The organism is Leptospira johnsonii (assembly GCF_003112675.1).
In the GTDB taxonomy this organism is placed as follows: domain Bacteria; phylum Spirochaetota; class Leptospiria; order Leptospirales; family Leptospiraceae; genus Leptospira_B; species Leptospira_B johnsonii.
The window spans coordinates 1-15,897 of the sequence record NZ_BFAY01000002.1 but is presented as its reverse complement, the minus strand read 5'-3'; the positions used below and the strand labels follow the sequence as shown (position 1 = coordinate 15,897).

Annotated in this window: 13 protein-coding genes; 8 read left to right on the top strand and 5 right to left on the bottom strand. The window is 40.7% G+C overall.

Annotation, left to right across the window (positions count from 1 at the left end):
* Window positions 1-18: 18 nt before the first annotated feature.
* Both LPTSP_RS00765 and LPTSP_RS00760 read right to left on the bottom strand, forming a co-directional pair.
* Window positions 19-225 (bottom strand): hypothetical protein, encoded by a 207-nt coding sequence (locus LPTSP_RS00765; RefSeq protein WP_167396395.1) that lies wholly within the window; start codon window positions 223-225, stop codon window positions 19-21.
* A gap of 72 nt (window positions 226-297) precedes the next feature.
* Window positions 298-2,343 carry a PP2C family protein-serine/threonine phosphatase gene (locus LPTSP_RS00760; protein ID WP_245915430.1) on the bottom strand — a complete coding sequence of 682 codons (2,046 nt, stop codon included), beginning with the start codon at window positions 2,341-2,343 and terminating at the stop codon, window positions 298-300.
* Between the two features lie 193 nt (window positions 2,344-2,536).
* Between LPTSP_RS00760 and LPTSP_RS00755 the strand changes: the two genes are divergently transcribed.
* The 4 genes from LPTSP_RS00755 to LPTSP_RS00740 all read left to right on the top strand — a co-directional run bounded on the left by LPTSP_RS00755 (window position 2,537) and on the right by LPTSP_RS00740 (window position 6,489).
* A complete protein-coding gene (locus tag LPTSP_RS00755; protein WP_108926949.1) occupies window positions 2,537-3,586 on the top strand; it encodes a sulfate ABC transporter substrate-binding protein in 1,050 nt (349 codons plus the stop codon).
* Between the two features lie 111 nt (window positions 3,587-3,697).
* Window positions 3,698-4,525, top strand: a complete 828-nt coding sequence (gene cysT / locus LPTSP_RS00750; protein WP_108926948.1) for a sulfate ABC transporter permease subunit CysT — start codon at window positions 3,698-3,700, stop codon at window positions 4,523-4,525.
* The gene (cysW, locus tag LPTSP_RS00745) at window positions 4,522-5,406 is read left to right on the top strand and encodes a sulfate ABC transporter permease subunit CysW (protein ID WP_108926947.1); all 885 of its coding nucleotides are present in this window, start codon (window positions 4,522-4,524) and stop codon (window positions 5,404-5,406) included. The genes cysT and cysW overlap by 4 nt, the downstream gene beginning before the upstream one ends.
* 9 nt (window positions 5,407-5,415) lie before the next feature.
* Entirely contained in the window at window positions 5,416-6,489 is a 1,074-nt protein-coding gene (locus LPTSP_RS00740; RefSeq protein WP_108926946.1) for a sulfate/molybdate ABC transporter ATP-binding protein, read from the top strand.
* 80 nt (window positions 6,490-6,569) lie between these two features.
* Here LPTSP_RS00740 and lfb1 read toward each other — a convergent pair whose 3' ends face one another.
* Both lfb1 and LPTSP_RS00730 read right to left on the bottom strand, forming a co-directional pair.
* Window positions 6,570-6,929 (bottom strand): LIC10280 family protein, encoded by a 360-nt coding sequence (gene lfb1 / locus LPTSP_RS00735; RefSeq protein WP_108926945.1) that lies wholly within the window; start codon window positions 6,927-6,929, stop codon window positions 6,570-6,572.
* A gap of 99 nt (window positions 6,930-7,028) precedes the next feature.
* Entirely contained in the window at window positions 7,029-10,265 is a 3,237-nt protein-coding gene (locus LPTSP_RS00730; protein WP_108927005.1) for an acetyl-CoA carboxylase family protein, read from the bottom strand.
* Between the two features lie 200 nt (window positions 10,266-10,465).
* On the opposite strand from LPTSP_RS00730, the gene LPTSP_RS00725 reads away from it, so the two are divergent.
* Entirely contained in the window at window positions 10,466-11,581 is a 1,116-nt protein-coding gene (locus LPTSP_RS00725; protein WP_108926944.1) for a TauD/TfdA family dioxygenase, read from the top strand.
* 77 nt (window positions 11,582-11,658) lie between these two features.
* Here the strand turns inward: LPTSP_RS00725 and LPTSP_RS00720 are convergent, their stop codons facing one another.
* On the bottom strand, window positions 11,659-12,576 hold the full coding sequence (locus LPTSP_RS00720; protein WP_108926943.1) for a LysR family transcriptional regulator: 918 nt from the start codon (window positions 12,574-12,576) through the stop codon (window positions 11,659-11,661).
* Window positions 12,577-12,724: 148 nt separating this feature from the next.
* Between LPTSP_RS00720 and LPTSP_RS00715 the strand changes: the two genes are divergently transcribed.
* The 3 genes from LPTSP_RS00715 (at window position 12,725) to LPTSP_RS00705 (ending at window position 15,663) form a co-directional block, all read left to right on the top strand.
* On the top strand, window positions 12,725-13,639 hold the full coding sequence (locus LPTSP_RS00715; protein ID WP_108926942.1) for an NAD(P)/FAD-dependent oxidoreductase: 915 nt from the start codon (window positions 12,725-12,727) through the stop codon (window positions 13,637-13,639).
* Window positions 13,640-14,054: 415 nt separating this feature from the next.
* A complete protein-coding gene (locus LPTSP_RS00710; protein WP_135354743.1) occupies window positions 14,055-14,579 on the top strand; it encodes a hypothetical protein in 525 nt (174 codons plus the stop codon).
* A 268-nt stretch (window positions 14,580-14,847) separates the two neighbouring features.
* A complete protein-coding gene (locus LPTSP_RS00705; RefSeq protein WP_108926940.1) occupies window positions 14,848-15,663 on the top strand; it encodes a hypothetical protein in 816 nt (271 codons plus the stop codon).
* Window positions 15,664-15,897 lie beyond the last annotated feature (234 nt).

The window sequence follows — 15,897 nt, the reverse complement described above, 5'->3', positions numbered from 1 at the left end:
TGGGCAAAAAGAGGAAGACTATTCCTCTTTTACATTCTCCTGAACGTACTTTCTAAATTCAGCTTCGCTCATCTTGTCCGCATACAATGGATACAGAGCCGTAATCAACTCTTCCAAGGTGGGGAATTTTGCCCCGTCGAGCTTGAATGCCATAGGGTCCTCTACAAGGTAATGATTTCGGGACACATTCGTTAGAACGGACCCGTTCACCTTCTCTCTAACCATGATTTTCGAGGTTGAATACAATAAAACTAGAAAACCATCCGACTTTCCCGAAAGACGAAAGGTTTTATTCTTTTAGACACGTTGGTCTTCTATTCCCAAGACTAGTATATCGTCTTTGGGTTCGGAACTTCCTAAAAATCTGAATAGATCTTCTTGGATGCCGCTTAATAACTCTTCTAAACTTTGAGAGTCTCCAGTTCTTAGGTAAGCTAATACTCTTTCTATCCCGTAAAAATCCCCGGGAAGTCTGGAAGATTCGGTCAGTCCGTCCGTAAAACAAAGTATCCTATAACCAGGAGTGAGTAGGATCTCCTTATCTTCGAAATGGAAATTTTCTAAAAGACCCACTAACGGGTTTTCGCATTCTATTATATGTTCTTCGTCCTTGTTCTGGACTAAGACCGGAGGAGATCCTGCCAAAGAAAGAGTAAGTTTTCTTCCGTCGGCAGAAATTTCTAAAATGGATGCAGAGAAGAAGGTGGACACATTTCCGTACTTACCATGGAACTGAGAGCCTATCTCCGAGAGTAGTTTTCCGGGACTTTCCTCCTTTAATCTCAGATCCTCATAAACGCTACGGATCAGGATTGTGATAAGGGCAGCTTGTATTCCATGGCCTGTGGCATCTGCAAGAAAGATGCGGATCTTTCCATTTGGCAATTCCGTAATATCGTAAAGATCTCCGCCTACTTCTGCCAAAGGTTTATGTAAGATGCTGAATTTTGTCGGTCCGATCTTTCTGGAAGATGTATCTTCTAGATTTAAGAGTCCCTTTTGGACCTCTCTTGCGACATTCAGATCGTTTTGGATAAGACGAAGCGCATTTCTAAGTTGTTTAGTCCTTTCTTCTACCCTTCTTTCCAAATTCCTGGAAAGATCCAAAAGTCTATCCAAACTTTCAGAACTTCTAATGGATAAGAATACGGATTGGGCTACTATGAATACGAATGCGCCTATATTCGTAAAATATCCAGTATCTAAATAGAATGTAGCGTATAAGATATCGTGGATCATTGCGGCATACACGAATACGAAACCGGCGAGTATTATGAGTGCGCCTTTTCTTCTTCTTAAAGCCGCTTTAGTAAGGGAGAATAATCCGAGTGTTCCTGCAAGAAACGCCACTAAATAATAGATCGTAATGGTGAATGTGAATATTCTAACCGGGAATACTAGGACAACAAGACAGGCTCCGATAGCGATCCACCAGACCAGATCCACTAGTATCCTTTTTAATTCTCTCGGGAAAACGGAAAGTATATAACTTAAAAAAACGGGTATTGCAAGGTAGAAAGTAACATATTCTATCCTGACGTAATGATGATACTTTAGAAAATCAATATATTCTGAAATGATCCTGGTTCCGGAAAATAGACCTCTTATCGCCATGATCAGACAGTATGTGCCGAAATACATGGAGGCTGCTTCTCCCCTTCTGACCACCGCATAGATAAGATTTAGTAGACCTATACAGAAAAGTCCTCCTGCTAAGAATAGATCCAAAAATCTTTCCGCGTTCCAGGTCTTTTCCATACTGGAAGAAGTTCCGAATCGGATCGGCGCCCAAAAGCCTCCCAGTCTATGGTCCCGATTTGCGATCTGCATATCTATCTTCAGCTCTTCTCCATCCGGAGTGAATTTCACAAGCTTATTACACCAGGCAGGTTGGACGTCGAAGAGGGTGATATCGAAGCTTGAAGGAAATTCAACTTCTCCGCAGGAAGCTAAAAGTTTGCCGTTCACATATAAAAAGTAAGAGGAACTTTGCTCTTGTAAGATAAACGCAAGTTCTCCGTAATTTCGATTTAGTTTTACGTTAAGTTCATAGGTCCCATAACCTTCTCCCAATCTGGATCCGTTCTTTCCGTTCCAAGAAGAAGGTACGCTGACTATCTCATAGGAATTTTGGCTCTCTAACCCGGAACTTTTCCAATACAACCATCTGAATTTCCAAAGTCCAGAAAGTAGAATGGGCCCTTGTTCTTCGAGATCATAGTTACTTAACTCCAATACTCCCTGCACAATTACAGGATGTTCTACTTTTGCCAAAGATTCGGTACATCCAGAGAAAAAGAATGGGAGCAAAATTAGAGTTAAGAAGGTGAAGGCCTTTTTCATTTCTTTAGAAAATCCGCTTTAAACGAATTCTGAGGGATAGAATCAAAAAAGCGTTCAAAATAGGAAAAAAATATCCTAAAATATAAAACCCTTCTTGACAAAAAGGGAGCGATTCTGACTATAACAGATAAATATCCAATTTATTGGATAAAAATTCCGAGTTATCGTCGGAAGGGACGTAAAAGTGAACCTTATGAAAGCAAAATCTAAAAATTCTATACTCCGGTCAATTGCCAACGGAATCGGCGCTCTGGCCTTAATCAGTATTTTCTCATTAGCCGCATATGCGGAAGATACCCTGTTAAACGTTTCTTTCGACCCGACTCGGGAGCTTTACGAAGAAATTAACAAAAAATTCGTAGAGGCTTGGAAGAAGAAGTCCGGCAAAGACCTTACTATCCAACAATCCCATGGCGGATCCGGAAAACAAGCTAGAGCGGTAATCGACGGATTAGAAGCGGATGTAGTCACTCTTGCACTTGCTTACGATATCGATAGTATCGTTTCTAATAGCGGTGCAGTCTCCAAAGATTGGGAGAAAGCATTCCCGAACCATTCTACTCCATACTATTCTACAATCGTGTTCTTAGTCAGAAAAGGAAATCCTAAAGGGATCAAAGACTGGGACGATGTGGTTAAACCAGGGATCGGAGTGATCACACCAAACCCTAAAACTTCCGGTGGAGCTCGCTGGAACTATTTAGCTGCTTGGGGATTCGCTAAAAAACAATATAAAACCGAAGAAAAGGCGATCGAGTTCGTGAGAAACCTCTACAAGAACACTTCCGTTCTGGATACAGGTGCCAGAGGTTCCACTACTACTTTCGTCCAAAGAGGGATCGGTGATGTTCTTCTTGCTTGGGAAAATGAAGCAGAACTTGCTCTATCCGAGTCCAGAAAAGCAAACGGTGGAAATGCTCAATTCGAAGTGGTTTATCCAAGCACCAGTATTCTTGCGGAAACTCCTGTAGCAATCGTTGAAAAAGTGGCTGCTAAAAAAGGAACCCAAGAAGTAGCAAAAGCTTATTTGGATTTCTTATACACCAAAGAAGGCCAGGAAATCATCGCAAAACATTTCTTCCGTCCGAACGATGCAGCTATCCTAAAAGCGAATGTTGCAAAATTCCCTAAACTCAATTTGTTCGATGTGAGAAGTATAGAAGGTTCCTGGGCAGCAGCTCATAAAAAACATTTCGCTGACGGCGGTCTTTTCGACTCCATCTACAGCGAAGCAAAGAAGTAAGTAGAAACTCAACAAACTGAGCCTTACTTACAAAAAGGGAGCCGCCATCAGGCGGCTCTTGGTTTGACGAAATAGGGCGTTTCCCAAGAATCGACTCAAAGGGTTTCCCATTTGAAACTGATTTTCCGTCCCTATTCAAAAACAAGCTTCGGTCTGTCCTTAGGACTCACCGTATTCTACCTAAGCTTACTAGTCATTATTCCATTATCCGCATTATTTTTTAAATCTGCGACCTTAGGCGTTTCCGGACTCTGGGAAGTTTTTTCAGAGGATAGGATCCAGCAAGCTCTGTATTTAAGTTTCGGAGCGGGAGGAGTCGCAGCTATTATCAATCTATTCGTTGGATTTTTATTCGCCTGGGTTTTGGTTCGTTACAATTTTCCAGGTAAAAAGATCTTAGATTCACTTGTAGATCTTCCGTTCACTCTTCCCACCGCGGTCGCAGGGATTGCATTAACCACAATCTATGCTCCTAGCGGTTTTATCGGAAAATATCTCACACCTTATGGGATCAAGATCGCATACACTCCGATCGGGATCGTGATCGCTTTAGTATTCATAGGATTTCCATTCGTAGTCAGAACCGTTCAACCAATCCTGGAAGATCTTCCTAAGGAATTAGAAGAAAGCGCTTATTGTTTAGGAGCGAGCAGGTTCCAAACTTTCACCAAGGTAATCCTACCGGAGTTAGTTCCCTCTCTACTCGCAGGAACAAGCATGGCATTTGCTAGAGGTATTGGAGAATACGGATCAGTCGTTTTTATTTCAGGAAACCTTCCAGGCAAAACTGAAATCCTTCCATTACTCATAGTTACCAAATTGGAACAGTACGAATACGCAAAAGCGACAGGGATCGCAGTACTTATGTTGGTTCTTTCCTTTATGATCATGTTCGGGATCAACTATCTGCAAAACAGAGCCTCCAGGAGACTAGGATGAAAGAAACAGAATCCGTTTGGATCCGCTTATCTTTGATCTTTGCGGTCTTAGTTCTTGCATTCATCATTCTAATCCTTCCGATCACAGTAGTCTTCTTAGAAGCGTTCGCACAAGGTTGGGAAGCTTACTTAAAAGGATTACAGGATAGCGACACGATCGCCGCAATGATCATGACATTGAAGGTGGCAGGGATCGCAGTTCCATTGAATACCGCCTTTGGGTTGATCGCTGCATTTCTTTTAACCAGATTTGAATTCCCAGGAAAAAATATCCTTCTTACCATTATAGATTCTCCATTCGCGGTCTCTCCCGTAATTTCCGGCCTAATCTTCCTATTACTTTTTGGAAAACAAGGATGGATGGGAGACATATTAGAAGAATGGAATATTAAGATCGTATTCAATACTCCTGGACTAGTGATCGCTACGGTATTTATCACACTTCCATTTGTTGCGAGAGAATTAATCCCTCTCATGCAAAGCCAGGGAAAAGAAGAAGAGGAGGCGGGGATCTTACTCGGGGCTTCTCTTTACCAAACATTCATCAAAATTATCATCCCGAATATTAAATGGGGACTTTTATACGGACTTATACTTTGTAACGCGAGAGCCATGGGAGAATTCGGAGCGGTTTCGGTATTGTCCGGGCATATCCGAGGAAAGACCAATACATTGCCTTTACAGATAGAAATGTTGTATAATGAGTACAATTCGGTAGGAGCATTTTCCGCGGCATCGGTACTCGTATTTCTTTCTCTTCTTACCCTACTCTTAAAAACGATCTTGGAGAGAAATCTTCATCGAAAAGAAGAAATGGAGATCCCTGAAACGACAGGTCTCGGAAAAGAAAAAAATACAAACGCTCAGGTTTCCAAATCCTAGGAGAATAGAATGTCTATTGAAATTCGAAATGTAAGTAAACGATTCGGAAAATTCCAAGCTTTGGATCAAGTGGACCTGACCATCCCGAATGGAGATCTAGTCGCGCTACTCGGACCTTCCGGAAGCGGAAAGACGACGTTATTAAGAATGATCGCAGGTCTTGATACTCCGGACGAAGGAGAGATCCTATTCAACGGAGAAAAATCCAAATCCAAAAATTCTAAGGACAGAGGAGTAGGATTCGTATTCCAACATTATGCACTCTTTAGGCATATGACGATTTTTGAAAATATCGCATTCGGCTTAAAGGTCCGCCCTAGATCCACAAGACCTTCTAAAGAAGAGATCCAAGAGAAGGTATTCCAACTTTTAAAATTGGTACAGTTGGAAAATTTCCATGCAAGATTTCCTTTTGAATTATCCGGAGGACAAAGACAAAGGGTGGCATTGGCGAGAGCCTTAGCGATAGAACCTAAGTTTTTACTTTTGGATGAACCTTTCGGAGCTTTGGACGCAAAGGTAAGAAAAGAATTACGCACTTGGCTCCGAAGACTACACGACGAAATCCATATCACGAGCGTATTCGTGACTCATGACCAAGAAGAAGCGTTGGAAGTCAGCGACTCGATTGTCATCTTAAGATCCGGAAAAATAGAACAGATCGGCACGCCCGACGAAGTGTATAATAAACCTAAGACACCTTTCGTTTTCCACTTCTTAGGAGACGTGAATCTTTTCCATGGAAGGATCCACGAGGGAACCGCAAAGATCGGAGACTTGAATGTAGACACACCGGAACATTCCGACGTTGTGGACAAAGAGGGAGTCGCTTACGTTAGACCGTACGATGTGGAAATTTCCAGAAATTCTTCCCAAGGGATCCCTGCAGAAATACAATATATCCATTCTACAGGTAGAAATGTAAGAATTGAATTAAAACGTTTAGATTCGGGAACTTTGATCGAGTCCTTGTTGGACCAATCTACTTTTAAAGAGTTAAATCTACTTCCTGGAGAAACAGTTTATCTCAGGATCAGAAAAGCGAAAGTATATGTAGAATATCTGGAAGATTTTTCGATCTAGTTTAAAAAAAAATAGAAAAGGATCATAAAGAAAATCCCCGCGTAGCATTAGCACGACGGGGATTTTTATATTAATAGATCTTATTTGGAAAGGATTTCAGTACCTGTTCCGTTCCCCCAAGTTCCTTCTAATCGATTCCCTCCATTCTTGACCGTATAGATCACAGGATAGGTATCGCCCCAATCCACTGTTAAAGTATTTCCGCTCAAAGTACCCGTTCCGGAAAAACTATTTCCTACGGACCATTCAAAATTGTAAGACCCGTCCTCGTTCAAAGTAATGGTAACACTTCCTTTGTATTTACTTCCATTAGGATTTGTACCAGTCACTTTATAAGTTCCGTAAACGTTCAAGGTTTGAGCGCTCAAATAAGAGAAAGAAACGGTCAAAGCGATCACGGTAAATAAGGCAATAATTTTGGCTTTAGGACTTCTAAACATGAATACCTCCCATGTGAGGGGAAAATAGAAACACAGATCCGGATCTAATCAAGATTTTTACGATGACTCAGAAAACATTTATTTCCAACTGGAATCTCTCTAAATGCAGGAATCATATCCTCTCAAGATCCATTTCCTGGATTCGGCAGGGTCGATCACGGCGTCTATTTCCAGGTACGAAGCCATATTGATCGCCTTACCTCTTTCATAAGCCTCGGCAACCAAACGCTCGAATAAAATTTGCCTCTCTTTCCAATCCTTAACTTCTGCAAGTTCCTTTTGATATCCCGTTCTAATTTCTCCTTCTATGCCCATCGCCCCGAATTCTCCCGTTGGCCACGAGATAGTAAATACAGGAGAATGGAAACTGCCCGCAGCCATTGCCATTGCACCCAGACCATATCCTTTTCTGAGAATGATCGTAAACACTGGAACCTGCAAAGATGCACCTGCTTCGAAAAATTTAGCGGCCTTACGTACAAGTCCTTTCTTCTCTGCCTCCGGTCCAACCATGAAGCCTGGCGTATCACAAAGAAATAATAGTGGAAGTTTGTTCAGATCGCAAAATTCCGCAAACTCGGCGGCCTTCTCCGCCCCTTCTGCATCGATCGCTCCTCCGAGATGAGTCGGATTATTCGCAATTAAACCTAATGGCCTGCCTTCTATTCGGATAAGAGAAGTCACAATTCCTTTTGCAAAATCCTTTCTGAATTCCAGAACGGAATCGGTATCCGCTAAGGAAGAAATGATAGAACGTATCTCATAGGACCTCAAACGGTTTTCAGGAATGAGAGTCCTTAGGATCTTCTGGTCCTTATATTCGAATTTTTTGATATCTCCTTGAAAATAAGAGAGAGCCTTTTTCGCAGTTAGGACCGCCTCTTCTTCATTTTTCACTAATATATCGATTACACCGTTTTTGGTTTGGGTCTCCGCAGGACCGATCTCCTCTGCGGAGAAGTTCCCAAGTCCCCCACCTTTTACCATCACGGGACCACCCATACCTATATTAGAATCTTCTGTTGCGATCCTGATATCGCTCGCTCCGAATAAGGCAGCATTCCCCGCAAAACATCTACCGGAAGCGATCGCAATCCTCAGGCTTTTTCCTTTTAAGCCCGCATACTTACGAAACGTATGCAGATCCAAACCTGCAACTGCAGGCATATCCACTTCTCCGGGACGACCTCCTCCACCTTCTGTAAAAAATACCAAAGGAAGTTTTTGGCCTTCTACCATTTCTAAAAATCGATCCGTCTTTTTATGGTTCATAGCACCTTGGGTTCCCATAAAAACCGTATAATCATAAGCGAGTACTGAAACTCTTGCTAAGCGAGGATCGAATAATTCTCCATTCACTGTTCCAAGACCTGCAATAAGTCCATCCGCCGGACTGAGTTTGATCAATTCTTCCAGGGACCTTCTTCTTCTCTGGGCGGCAATGGCAAGGCTTCCGTATTCTACAAAAGTTCCCGGATCACAAAGATCCGCCACATTCTCTCTTGCAGTCCTTTGTCCTCTTTTATGCCTTTTAGAAACAGCTTGAGGTCTCGCAATATCTTCGTTCAAAGTTAGACGATCTATCACTTCTTTCAGATCAGGGCGAATATGATTCGGATCGATCTCTTCCGAATGATGAAAAGAAGAATGTTCCAGATCTTCCGGTCGGATCCAAACCAATACGTCTCCTTCCGAAACAACCTTTCCAGGCTCGACCAAAACTTTTTCAACGATACCTGTAGTTTCAGACTGCAAAAGATGTTCCATCTTCATGGAAGAAAGAAGAGCGACCTTTTCTCCCTTCCGAATAGCCTCCCCTTCCTTAGAGTAAATTTCAATAAGACTTCCAGTCATAGGAGAATGAAAAGACAACAGTCCTTCAGGAACTTCTTCTTTTATTTTAGAATTCTCTAAATTATGATCCCCTGTTATTTCAAAATTATATATTTTATGGTCTGCTTCAGAAGTAGAAAGAAGTTCTCTGATATTCTCTTCTATAAACCTGGTCCAAACTTCGTAGGTATCGAGTTCTTTTCTTCTTAGCACGTTTAGAAGAAGGGGGAGATTTGTTTTGACACCTTCTATCCTAAATTCGGATAAGGCACGATACGCAGAATGGATCAGTTTTGAGAACTCGAAGTGTTTAGAATGAACGATTAATTTTGCAAGTAAGGAATCAAAATTAGGACCGACCTCGTAGCCGGAATATACGGAAGTATCCACTCTTATCCCAGGACCGGAACTAGGCTCGAATACTTTTATCTTTCCGGAAGAAGGTAAAATCTCTCCTTTTTGGTCCCAGGTTTCCGAGTTGATCCTGATCTGGATCGCATAACCGTTAGGAGGACCTATTTTTTTCTGATCCAACCCGATCTCTTGGAAGGATTTTCCGGAAGCAATCTCCAACTGCGTTTCCACAAGATCTACTCCAGTGATCTCTTCAGTGATCGTATGTTCTACCTGCAATCTTGGATTGGATTCTATAAAATATATCTCGGAGTCTGGACTGATCAAAAATTCAAAAGTACCTAAACTTTTATAAGAAAGATGAGAAGCCATCTTCAAAGAATAAGAGATGATCTTTTCTCGGAGCTTAGGATCTAAAAAAGGAGCAGGCGCAATCTCTACTAATTTTTGGTTTTTTCTTTGGAGAGAACAATCCCTGTCCCAAAAATGAAGAATATTCCCAGAACCATCTCCAAAGATCTGGACCTCCACATGTCTTGCGATTGGCAGATATTTTTCCGCATATAAATTAGAATTTCCGAATGAATGTAGTGCCTCTTCCGAGCAACTTTTGAATTTTGCTTCTAGTTCTTCTGTGCTGTTTATGATACGGATGCCCCTTCCACCTCCTCCGGCAATCGCTTTCAAAAGAAATATTCCGTTTTTGGAATGGAATTCTTTGGCTTCTTTTAGATCGATTACCTTACGAAGTCCAGGCAGACTAGGAACTCCTAAGGATTCTGCGAGTAAGACCGCTTTTAATTTATCTCCCAAGACCTCGAGTGTCTTGGGATTAGGACCTACAAAGTTGATCTTCAAATCTCCACATCTTCTTGCGAAGTCGGAATTCTCACTTAAAAATCCATAACCTGGATGAATGGCATCACAACCTTCTCTCTGCGCGATAGATAGTATATCTTCCTGGTCTAAATATGCTTTCGCACCTCTTCCTTTAAGAGGGCTGGAAACATCAGTCGCTAATCTATGTCTCGAATTGGAATCGTCTTCCGAATAGACTGAGACTGTAGGAACTCCTATTCTGGAAGCAGCTCTTGCGATCCGGATGGAAACTTCGCCCCGATTCGCGATCAATAATTTGGATAATTTCATAAGTTGGGGGGAAGTTTTGTGAGAAAAGTCCCAAAGTCGATCCAGTTTCCAAGCTACCTTTAAATTTTGAACGAATGCACAATTTATTGCGCGTTCGTATAAACCATTATCCATAATAACGATTTTTATTCTAATATATTAGATATGTAAATCGATGCGAGGAGAAGGCTTTATTGAAGTGGTTTTTAAGGGGAACCAATATGTCTGCGACTAGTCTTGTTCAAACTTCAGGGAAAAAGAAGGCCCTGGTCAATAAAGCAAAAACTTCTGAAGAAATTTCCAAAAACCTGATCGAAGGATTGAATCTTCCGATCGTTTATTCTCCCTCTTCTCCGGAGAAAGCGGATCTAAAATATCTAACGGGCTGGATCAAGAAAAATCATAAAGAAATACAAAGAGACCTTTTGATCTACGGCGCGATACTATTCAGAGGTTTTAATATAGGTTCTTCTGAAAATTTCGAAAAAGTCGCTCTTGCATTAGATCGCAATTTGTCCGAAGCATATTTGGGAACTTCTCCCAGAGATAAAAAAACGAAATTTGTTCATACCGCGAGCGAACTTCCTTCGGCTTATCCGATCATGCAACACGCGGAGATGAGCTTCTTAAATAAACCTCCTAAAAAACTTTTCTTTTATGCGAAACTAGCCCCTTCTAAAAACGGAGAAACTCCTATTACTGATCTAAGAACTGTCTTAAGGGAAATGCCTAGTCATATTTCGGAAAAAGTGGAAAAAGAAGGGATTAGGTATATTCGTCATTATGACGGTCCGGGAGCTTCTCGTTATAACCTTTGGAAGACCAAACCTTGGAGTGAAATGTTCAAAACCGAGGATAAAAAAGAAGCGGAGAAGGAGATAAAAAAACAGAGTTTCACTCATGAATGGCTGCCTGGAAATAAATTAAGATTAATTAATTCTCAAGTAGGCGTTAGAAAACATCCGATTGCAAACTCCAAGGCTTGGCATAACCATAGCCAGACATTCCATATCGATTCTCCTAGATTAGAATATAAATATATTCTAAAAAGACAGAAAACTTTAAGAGGGTTAGCAGTATATCTGATCCTAAACCTATTGACCTGGATAAAAAAACTATTCAGCAAATCGGAAGATCTGGACGTGCATGCAACCTACGGAGATGGATCAGAAATTTCTAATAAAGATATTAAGACCATTATAAGTATTTTCTGGAAGAATATCCAGATTTTCTCCTGGAAAAAAGATGATATTCTGTATATAGACAATTATTCCGTTTCTCACGGGAGACTTCCATTTGTAGGTCCGAGAGAAATACAGGTCGCCTGGACAGAATAAAAAGTATCAGTATTAATCTTTGATTACAGCTTGAATAAGGGTATCTATACTACAACCGGTAGTTTTTACTTCTTGCCTTATAGCCTCATTACATCCATGAGGCATTCCGCATGTTTGTTTTTGATAAAACTACTTTCGGATACAAAGCTTAAAAAAGTCTTTAAGGAAGGATTTTTATTTTCCGGAATATAAAAAACGGAAACAGGCAGATACAATTGTTTGATCGGAACAAATTTAGTATCCCTAGGTGCAAAATTCTGAGCTCCCAAAATTGTCAAAGAAACCCCCTTTCCAGTCGCAACCAAGATTGGGCAACTTTCTCTTTCTTTCTTTATGTACACCTTGGGTTTAATCCCGCTTTGTTTAAAAAGAGAAGAGATCGTATCGTAAAAACTACCTGAGTCCTTTTTAGGATGTAATATGATGGTTTCGTCCTTTAATTCCTTAAATTCAATCTCTTCTCTTTTAGCAAGAGGATGTTTTTTCGGAACAAGCACACCAAGCACCTCGTCATGGACGGGATGTTTTTCCAAATGAGGATCAGACACTACTCCTTCTAAAAAACAAATATCGAACTGAGCAGATTTTAGGCCTTTGATGATCCATCTTCTAGATTCCTGCTGAAGTTGTAATTTGATCCTAGGAAAACGATCCTGGAACTCGTTAATGATCTGAGGTAAACTAGCCATAAATGTAGTCGTGGAAAAACCGATGCTGAGCCCCCCAGCTTTGAGCTTACCTATAGAACGGACTTCTCTTTCTATGTTTTCCGCTTTTGCGATGATTTCCCTACCTTCTTTTAAAAGATACACTCCCGCCCCGGTAAGTTTTACATGCCTTGTAGACCTTTCGAATAATTTGGTAGAAAGCTCCTCTTCGAAAGAGGAGATCAATCGGGTAAGAGGAGGCTGGGACATTCCTAAAATTTCTGCACTCTTTCGAAAGTTTAATTCCTCAGCGACTACTATAAAAGATCTTAATTTAGCTAAATCCATAACAATTGATACCTATTAGGTATCAATAAATCAACCAGATTAGGAATAAAAGCAAAAAATTCAAAATTTCTCCCAAATGTATTTACAGTTTTTAGAATGATAAAATTCCAATAATTATATCATCAAAAGATCCTCAAGGAGGACACAAATGAAATTTGATTTTGAAGCATTGATCATAGGCGGAGGTCCTGCGGGACTCAGCGCTGCATTGGCCTTGGGAAGAATGAGCAGGACCGCTCTAGTCTGCGACGACAGTCGACCGAGAAACGCAGCTTCTTCCCATTTGAATAACTTTCCGACCAGGGACGGGATCCACCCGGCAGAATGGAGAAAGTTGGTCAGAAAAGATTTAGAAAAATATAATACGATCTCCTTTTTCGAAGGGAGCGTTCTTTCCGTAGAAAAATCAGGACCCGGCTTTGCCGCAAAATTATCGTCAGATAAAACATTTTATTTTAAGAAGGTCATTCTTGCATACGGTGTAGAAGACGAACATCTTCCGATCCCCGGATATAAGGAACTCTGGGGTAAATCCATTTTCCATTGTCCCTATTGCCATGGTTTCGAAGTGAAAGGCTCCAAGATAGGCTTGATAGGAAACGGAGACATGTTGATGTATATGCTTCCCCTAATATTCGATCTCGCTTCCGATTTAATAGTTTTTACGAATGGAAAAGCTGAGTTACAGGAAGAACAAAAAGACTTATTGAAGAAAAAAAAGATCCGGCTAATAGAAGAAAAGATTACCGGCTTTATATACGAAGGCGAAAAACTAAAAGCCGTCACTTTTGAAAATGAAGAGACTATAGAAAGAGAGGCTCTTTATGCACTTCCTTCTTTTCCTTTCAAACTCAAATCCAAAATTGGAGAAGAACTTGGTTGTGAAAAAGACAAGTTCGGCTTCTACAAAGTTGGAGAAAAAGGAAAGACAAGTGTAGATGGCGTCTATGCTTGCGGGGACAATGCAAGCGGCGCTCATTCCGTTTTATTAGCCGCTGCCTCAGGAGGTATGGCTGGGGCAGGTATAGTTCACGAATTGTTAAGTGAAAAATTGTTCGAGTAGATTTGTTGGAATTCCAACATGAGTGTTGGGTGAAAATTGGGATTGCTATTTTAAGGATTTTAGTATATAGGGGGAATAGCTTCTCCCACAAGCCCGCCTCCTCCACCCGAATCTGGGTGGGGGCGATCTCCATTCCCCTGTAGGAACTCCAACAACATAAGACAACTTAGTAAATTTAAATTTGACAATCCGAAGTTTTTCGGATTAGTTTCCTCTTTATTCGATGAAAATTCTTAGATTTTATCTTCTTTCAGCATCTTTTCTGCTAACTATTCATTGCGCTTCATTGGTTCCTACAGGAATTGCAAAGGGTCTCGTAGAATCAGCTCCAGCACCAAATTGGTTGCCGATCCATTCCGACCCTAAGATAGGAGATTACGCAATATATCATGGCTTGGATGGCACGATACAGAAGATGGAAATCGTCTCCCGGAGAGGTACTCTATTTGAAGTAAAGCATAGTTTTATAGAAACTTCCTCCTTACTTCGTTTCATGAAAGATTATGAACAACATATTTTTTTGGATAAGGAAGGATACGTAAAAGAAGGTTTCATGATCGAAACTTCCAGTTATAGAAAGATAACAAAGCGAGTTGCAAATGAGAAGGACGAAGGCTATATCCCTAATCCAAAATCTTTCGGGCTCAAGAAGGCGAATCTAACCATCACTACTAAGGCAGGCACTTTTAAAATAGATTCTATTATAGTTATTGAGAAAGATTTTTCCAATGTGGCAGTAACAGGAAAACTTAATGCAATGTATTTCTTAAGTCCACAGGCAAAATTCGGAATGGTTCAATCCAGAGTTGTATCAGATACAGATTTACGATTAGATAGATTGGCTACTTTGATTTCAGGAAACCAAATCGTCGGCTACATTGCTGGTGAATTTGGAAGATTAAATTTTAAAGAGGGTGCCGATCTAGTTGAATCCAATTGAGGAAGTTATGCGTAAAATTCTCTTTCTTTTCCTTATTAGCATTACTAATTGGAACTGTTTTACATATTCCGTTCTTGCAAAACATCATACGAGTCTTAGAGACCAGAAAGATAGCCTCCCCTATCTCAAGAAAAGTATCTTAAACGTAAATGTAATAAGAAGGTCCTCAAAAGAGCTCTTATTCCTATATTCGTCGGGTTTATATAATGAGCAGGATACCAAATATAGATACATAGACCCGGAATTTGGATGTATTAAGATCGAATCAATGCGTCCGAGTTTCTATGCATATCAGGACTTCAAGTATCTGGATCCTTGTAATGGCGAAGCTTTGGAATTTAGCGAACAATTAACAATCGAGGAAATTCCCGAATTAAAAAACGGAATTTGGCTCCCAGGTCTAGATTTGGTCCTGCATTCTAAAAACGGATTCGATCCTTTACTAAACCCATTCCCCTCCCCTCACCAACTCGAAAAACAAATCTTTCGTCCAAAGACTAGAACATATATTACTGTAAATGCCAAAGAGTTTCTTAAAGGGCACGAGATCATCTCAGCAGAACTATGCTTCGGCTCATATTTCAGCCATCGATATTTAAAAATTCAGGCAAGTGGTGGAGAAGTCATAAATCTGAGTTCAGCAGGCGGACCGTTCGAAATCTTTATGACCGATTCAGGCCGTCCTTCACCTATCCCCAAAAACATCTCTCTAAACAAATGTGAAATATTAGGAATCAGTAAATTCTCTTTACCAAAGGGAGAAAGAATTCTCGCGTTTCAGTCGGAGTATTCATCAGGAATCTCGAAAATTTGGAAAACAGAAAGTCGGGTCTTTCGACTTAAAGGACATATAGAAGATCTTCCTGAAGGAATTCTATTTATAGCCAGACCAGACGATCTAAGAAAGAAAGACGATCGACTCTCCGTTTGGAGTGCCTACCCTATTCTTTATCCATTTTCGATCGGACTAGATATCGTCACTTCCCCTCTTCAACTTATTTCTATTATAGTCTTCGGATATGAGAATCATTTGTATCTATGGGGCTGCTTATTAGCAGGTAAATGCCGTATCCCTCTCGGCTAAAGAAACACTCGTGTAGGAATTCCAACAATGTGACTCACAGTGAGAATCATCTCAGATGATAAACTAAATTAGAATGTTAGGGATTAAAGAAGAAGAGAAAGTCTCTTCGAAAACATATAGAGTAGCGTGACTCACCGATTTGTTACACCCCTGGAGCCTTCTTTCGAAAGCCCCAGGTTTTCGTCGTTCTGAGACAAGCTCAGATTTTGATCTCCTTATATCTCAGGTTATCCA

Excerpts from the sequence above, each read along its gene's own strand:
- LPTSP_RS00740 (WP_108926946.1), top strand. The coding sequence starts at position 5,416 with ATGTCTATTGAAATTCGAAATGTAAGTAAACGATTCGGAAAATTCCAA.
- LPTSP_RS00715 (WP_108926942.1), top strand. The coding sequence starts at position 12,725 with ATGAAATTTGATTTTGAAGCATTGATCATAGGCGGAGGTCCTGCGGGA.
- LPTSP_RS00755 (WP_108926949.1), top strand. The coding sequence starts at position 2,537 with ATGAAAGCAAAATCTAAAAATTCTATACTCCGGTCAATTGCCAACGGA.
- LPTSP_RS00720 (WP_108926943.1), bottom strand. The coding sequence starts at position 12,576 with ATGGATTTAGCTAAATTAAGATCTTTTATAGTAGTCGCTGAGGAATTA.
- LPTSP_RS00725 (WP_108926944.1), top strand. The coding sequence starts at position 10,466 with ATGTCTGCGACTAGTCTTGTTCAAACTTCAGGGAAAAAGAAGGCCCTG.
- LPTSP_RS00765 (WP_167396395.1), bottom strand. The coding sequence starts at position 225 with ATGGTTAGAGAGAAGGTGAACGGGTCCGTTCTAACGAATGTGTCCCGA.
- lfb1 (WP_108926945.1), bottom strand. The coding sequence starts at position 6,929 with ATGTTTAGAAGTCCTAAAGCCAAAATTATTGCCTTATTTACCGTGATC.
- LPTSP_RS00730 (WP_108927005.1), bottom strand. The coding sequence starts at position 10,265 with ATGAAATTATCCAAATTATTGATCGCGAATCGGGGCGAAGTTTCCATC.
- LPTSP_RS00710 (WP_135354743.1), top strand. The coding sequence starts at position 14,055 with ATGGAAATCGTCTCCCGGAGAGGTACTCTATTTGAAGTAAAGCATAGT.
- LPTSP_RS00760 (WP_245915430.1), bottom strand. The coding sequence starts at position 2,343 with ATGAAAAAGGCCTTCACCTTCTTAACTCTAATTTTGCTCCCATTCTTT.
- LPTSP_RS00705 (WP_108926940.1), top strand. The coding sequence starts at position 14,848 with ATGCGTCCGAGTTTCTATGCATATCAGGACTTCAAGTATCTGGATCCT.
- cysW (WP_108926947.1), top strand. The coding sequence starts at position 4,522 with ATGAAAGAAACAGAATCCGTTTGGATCCGCTTATCTTTGATCTTTGCG.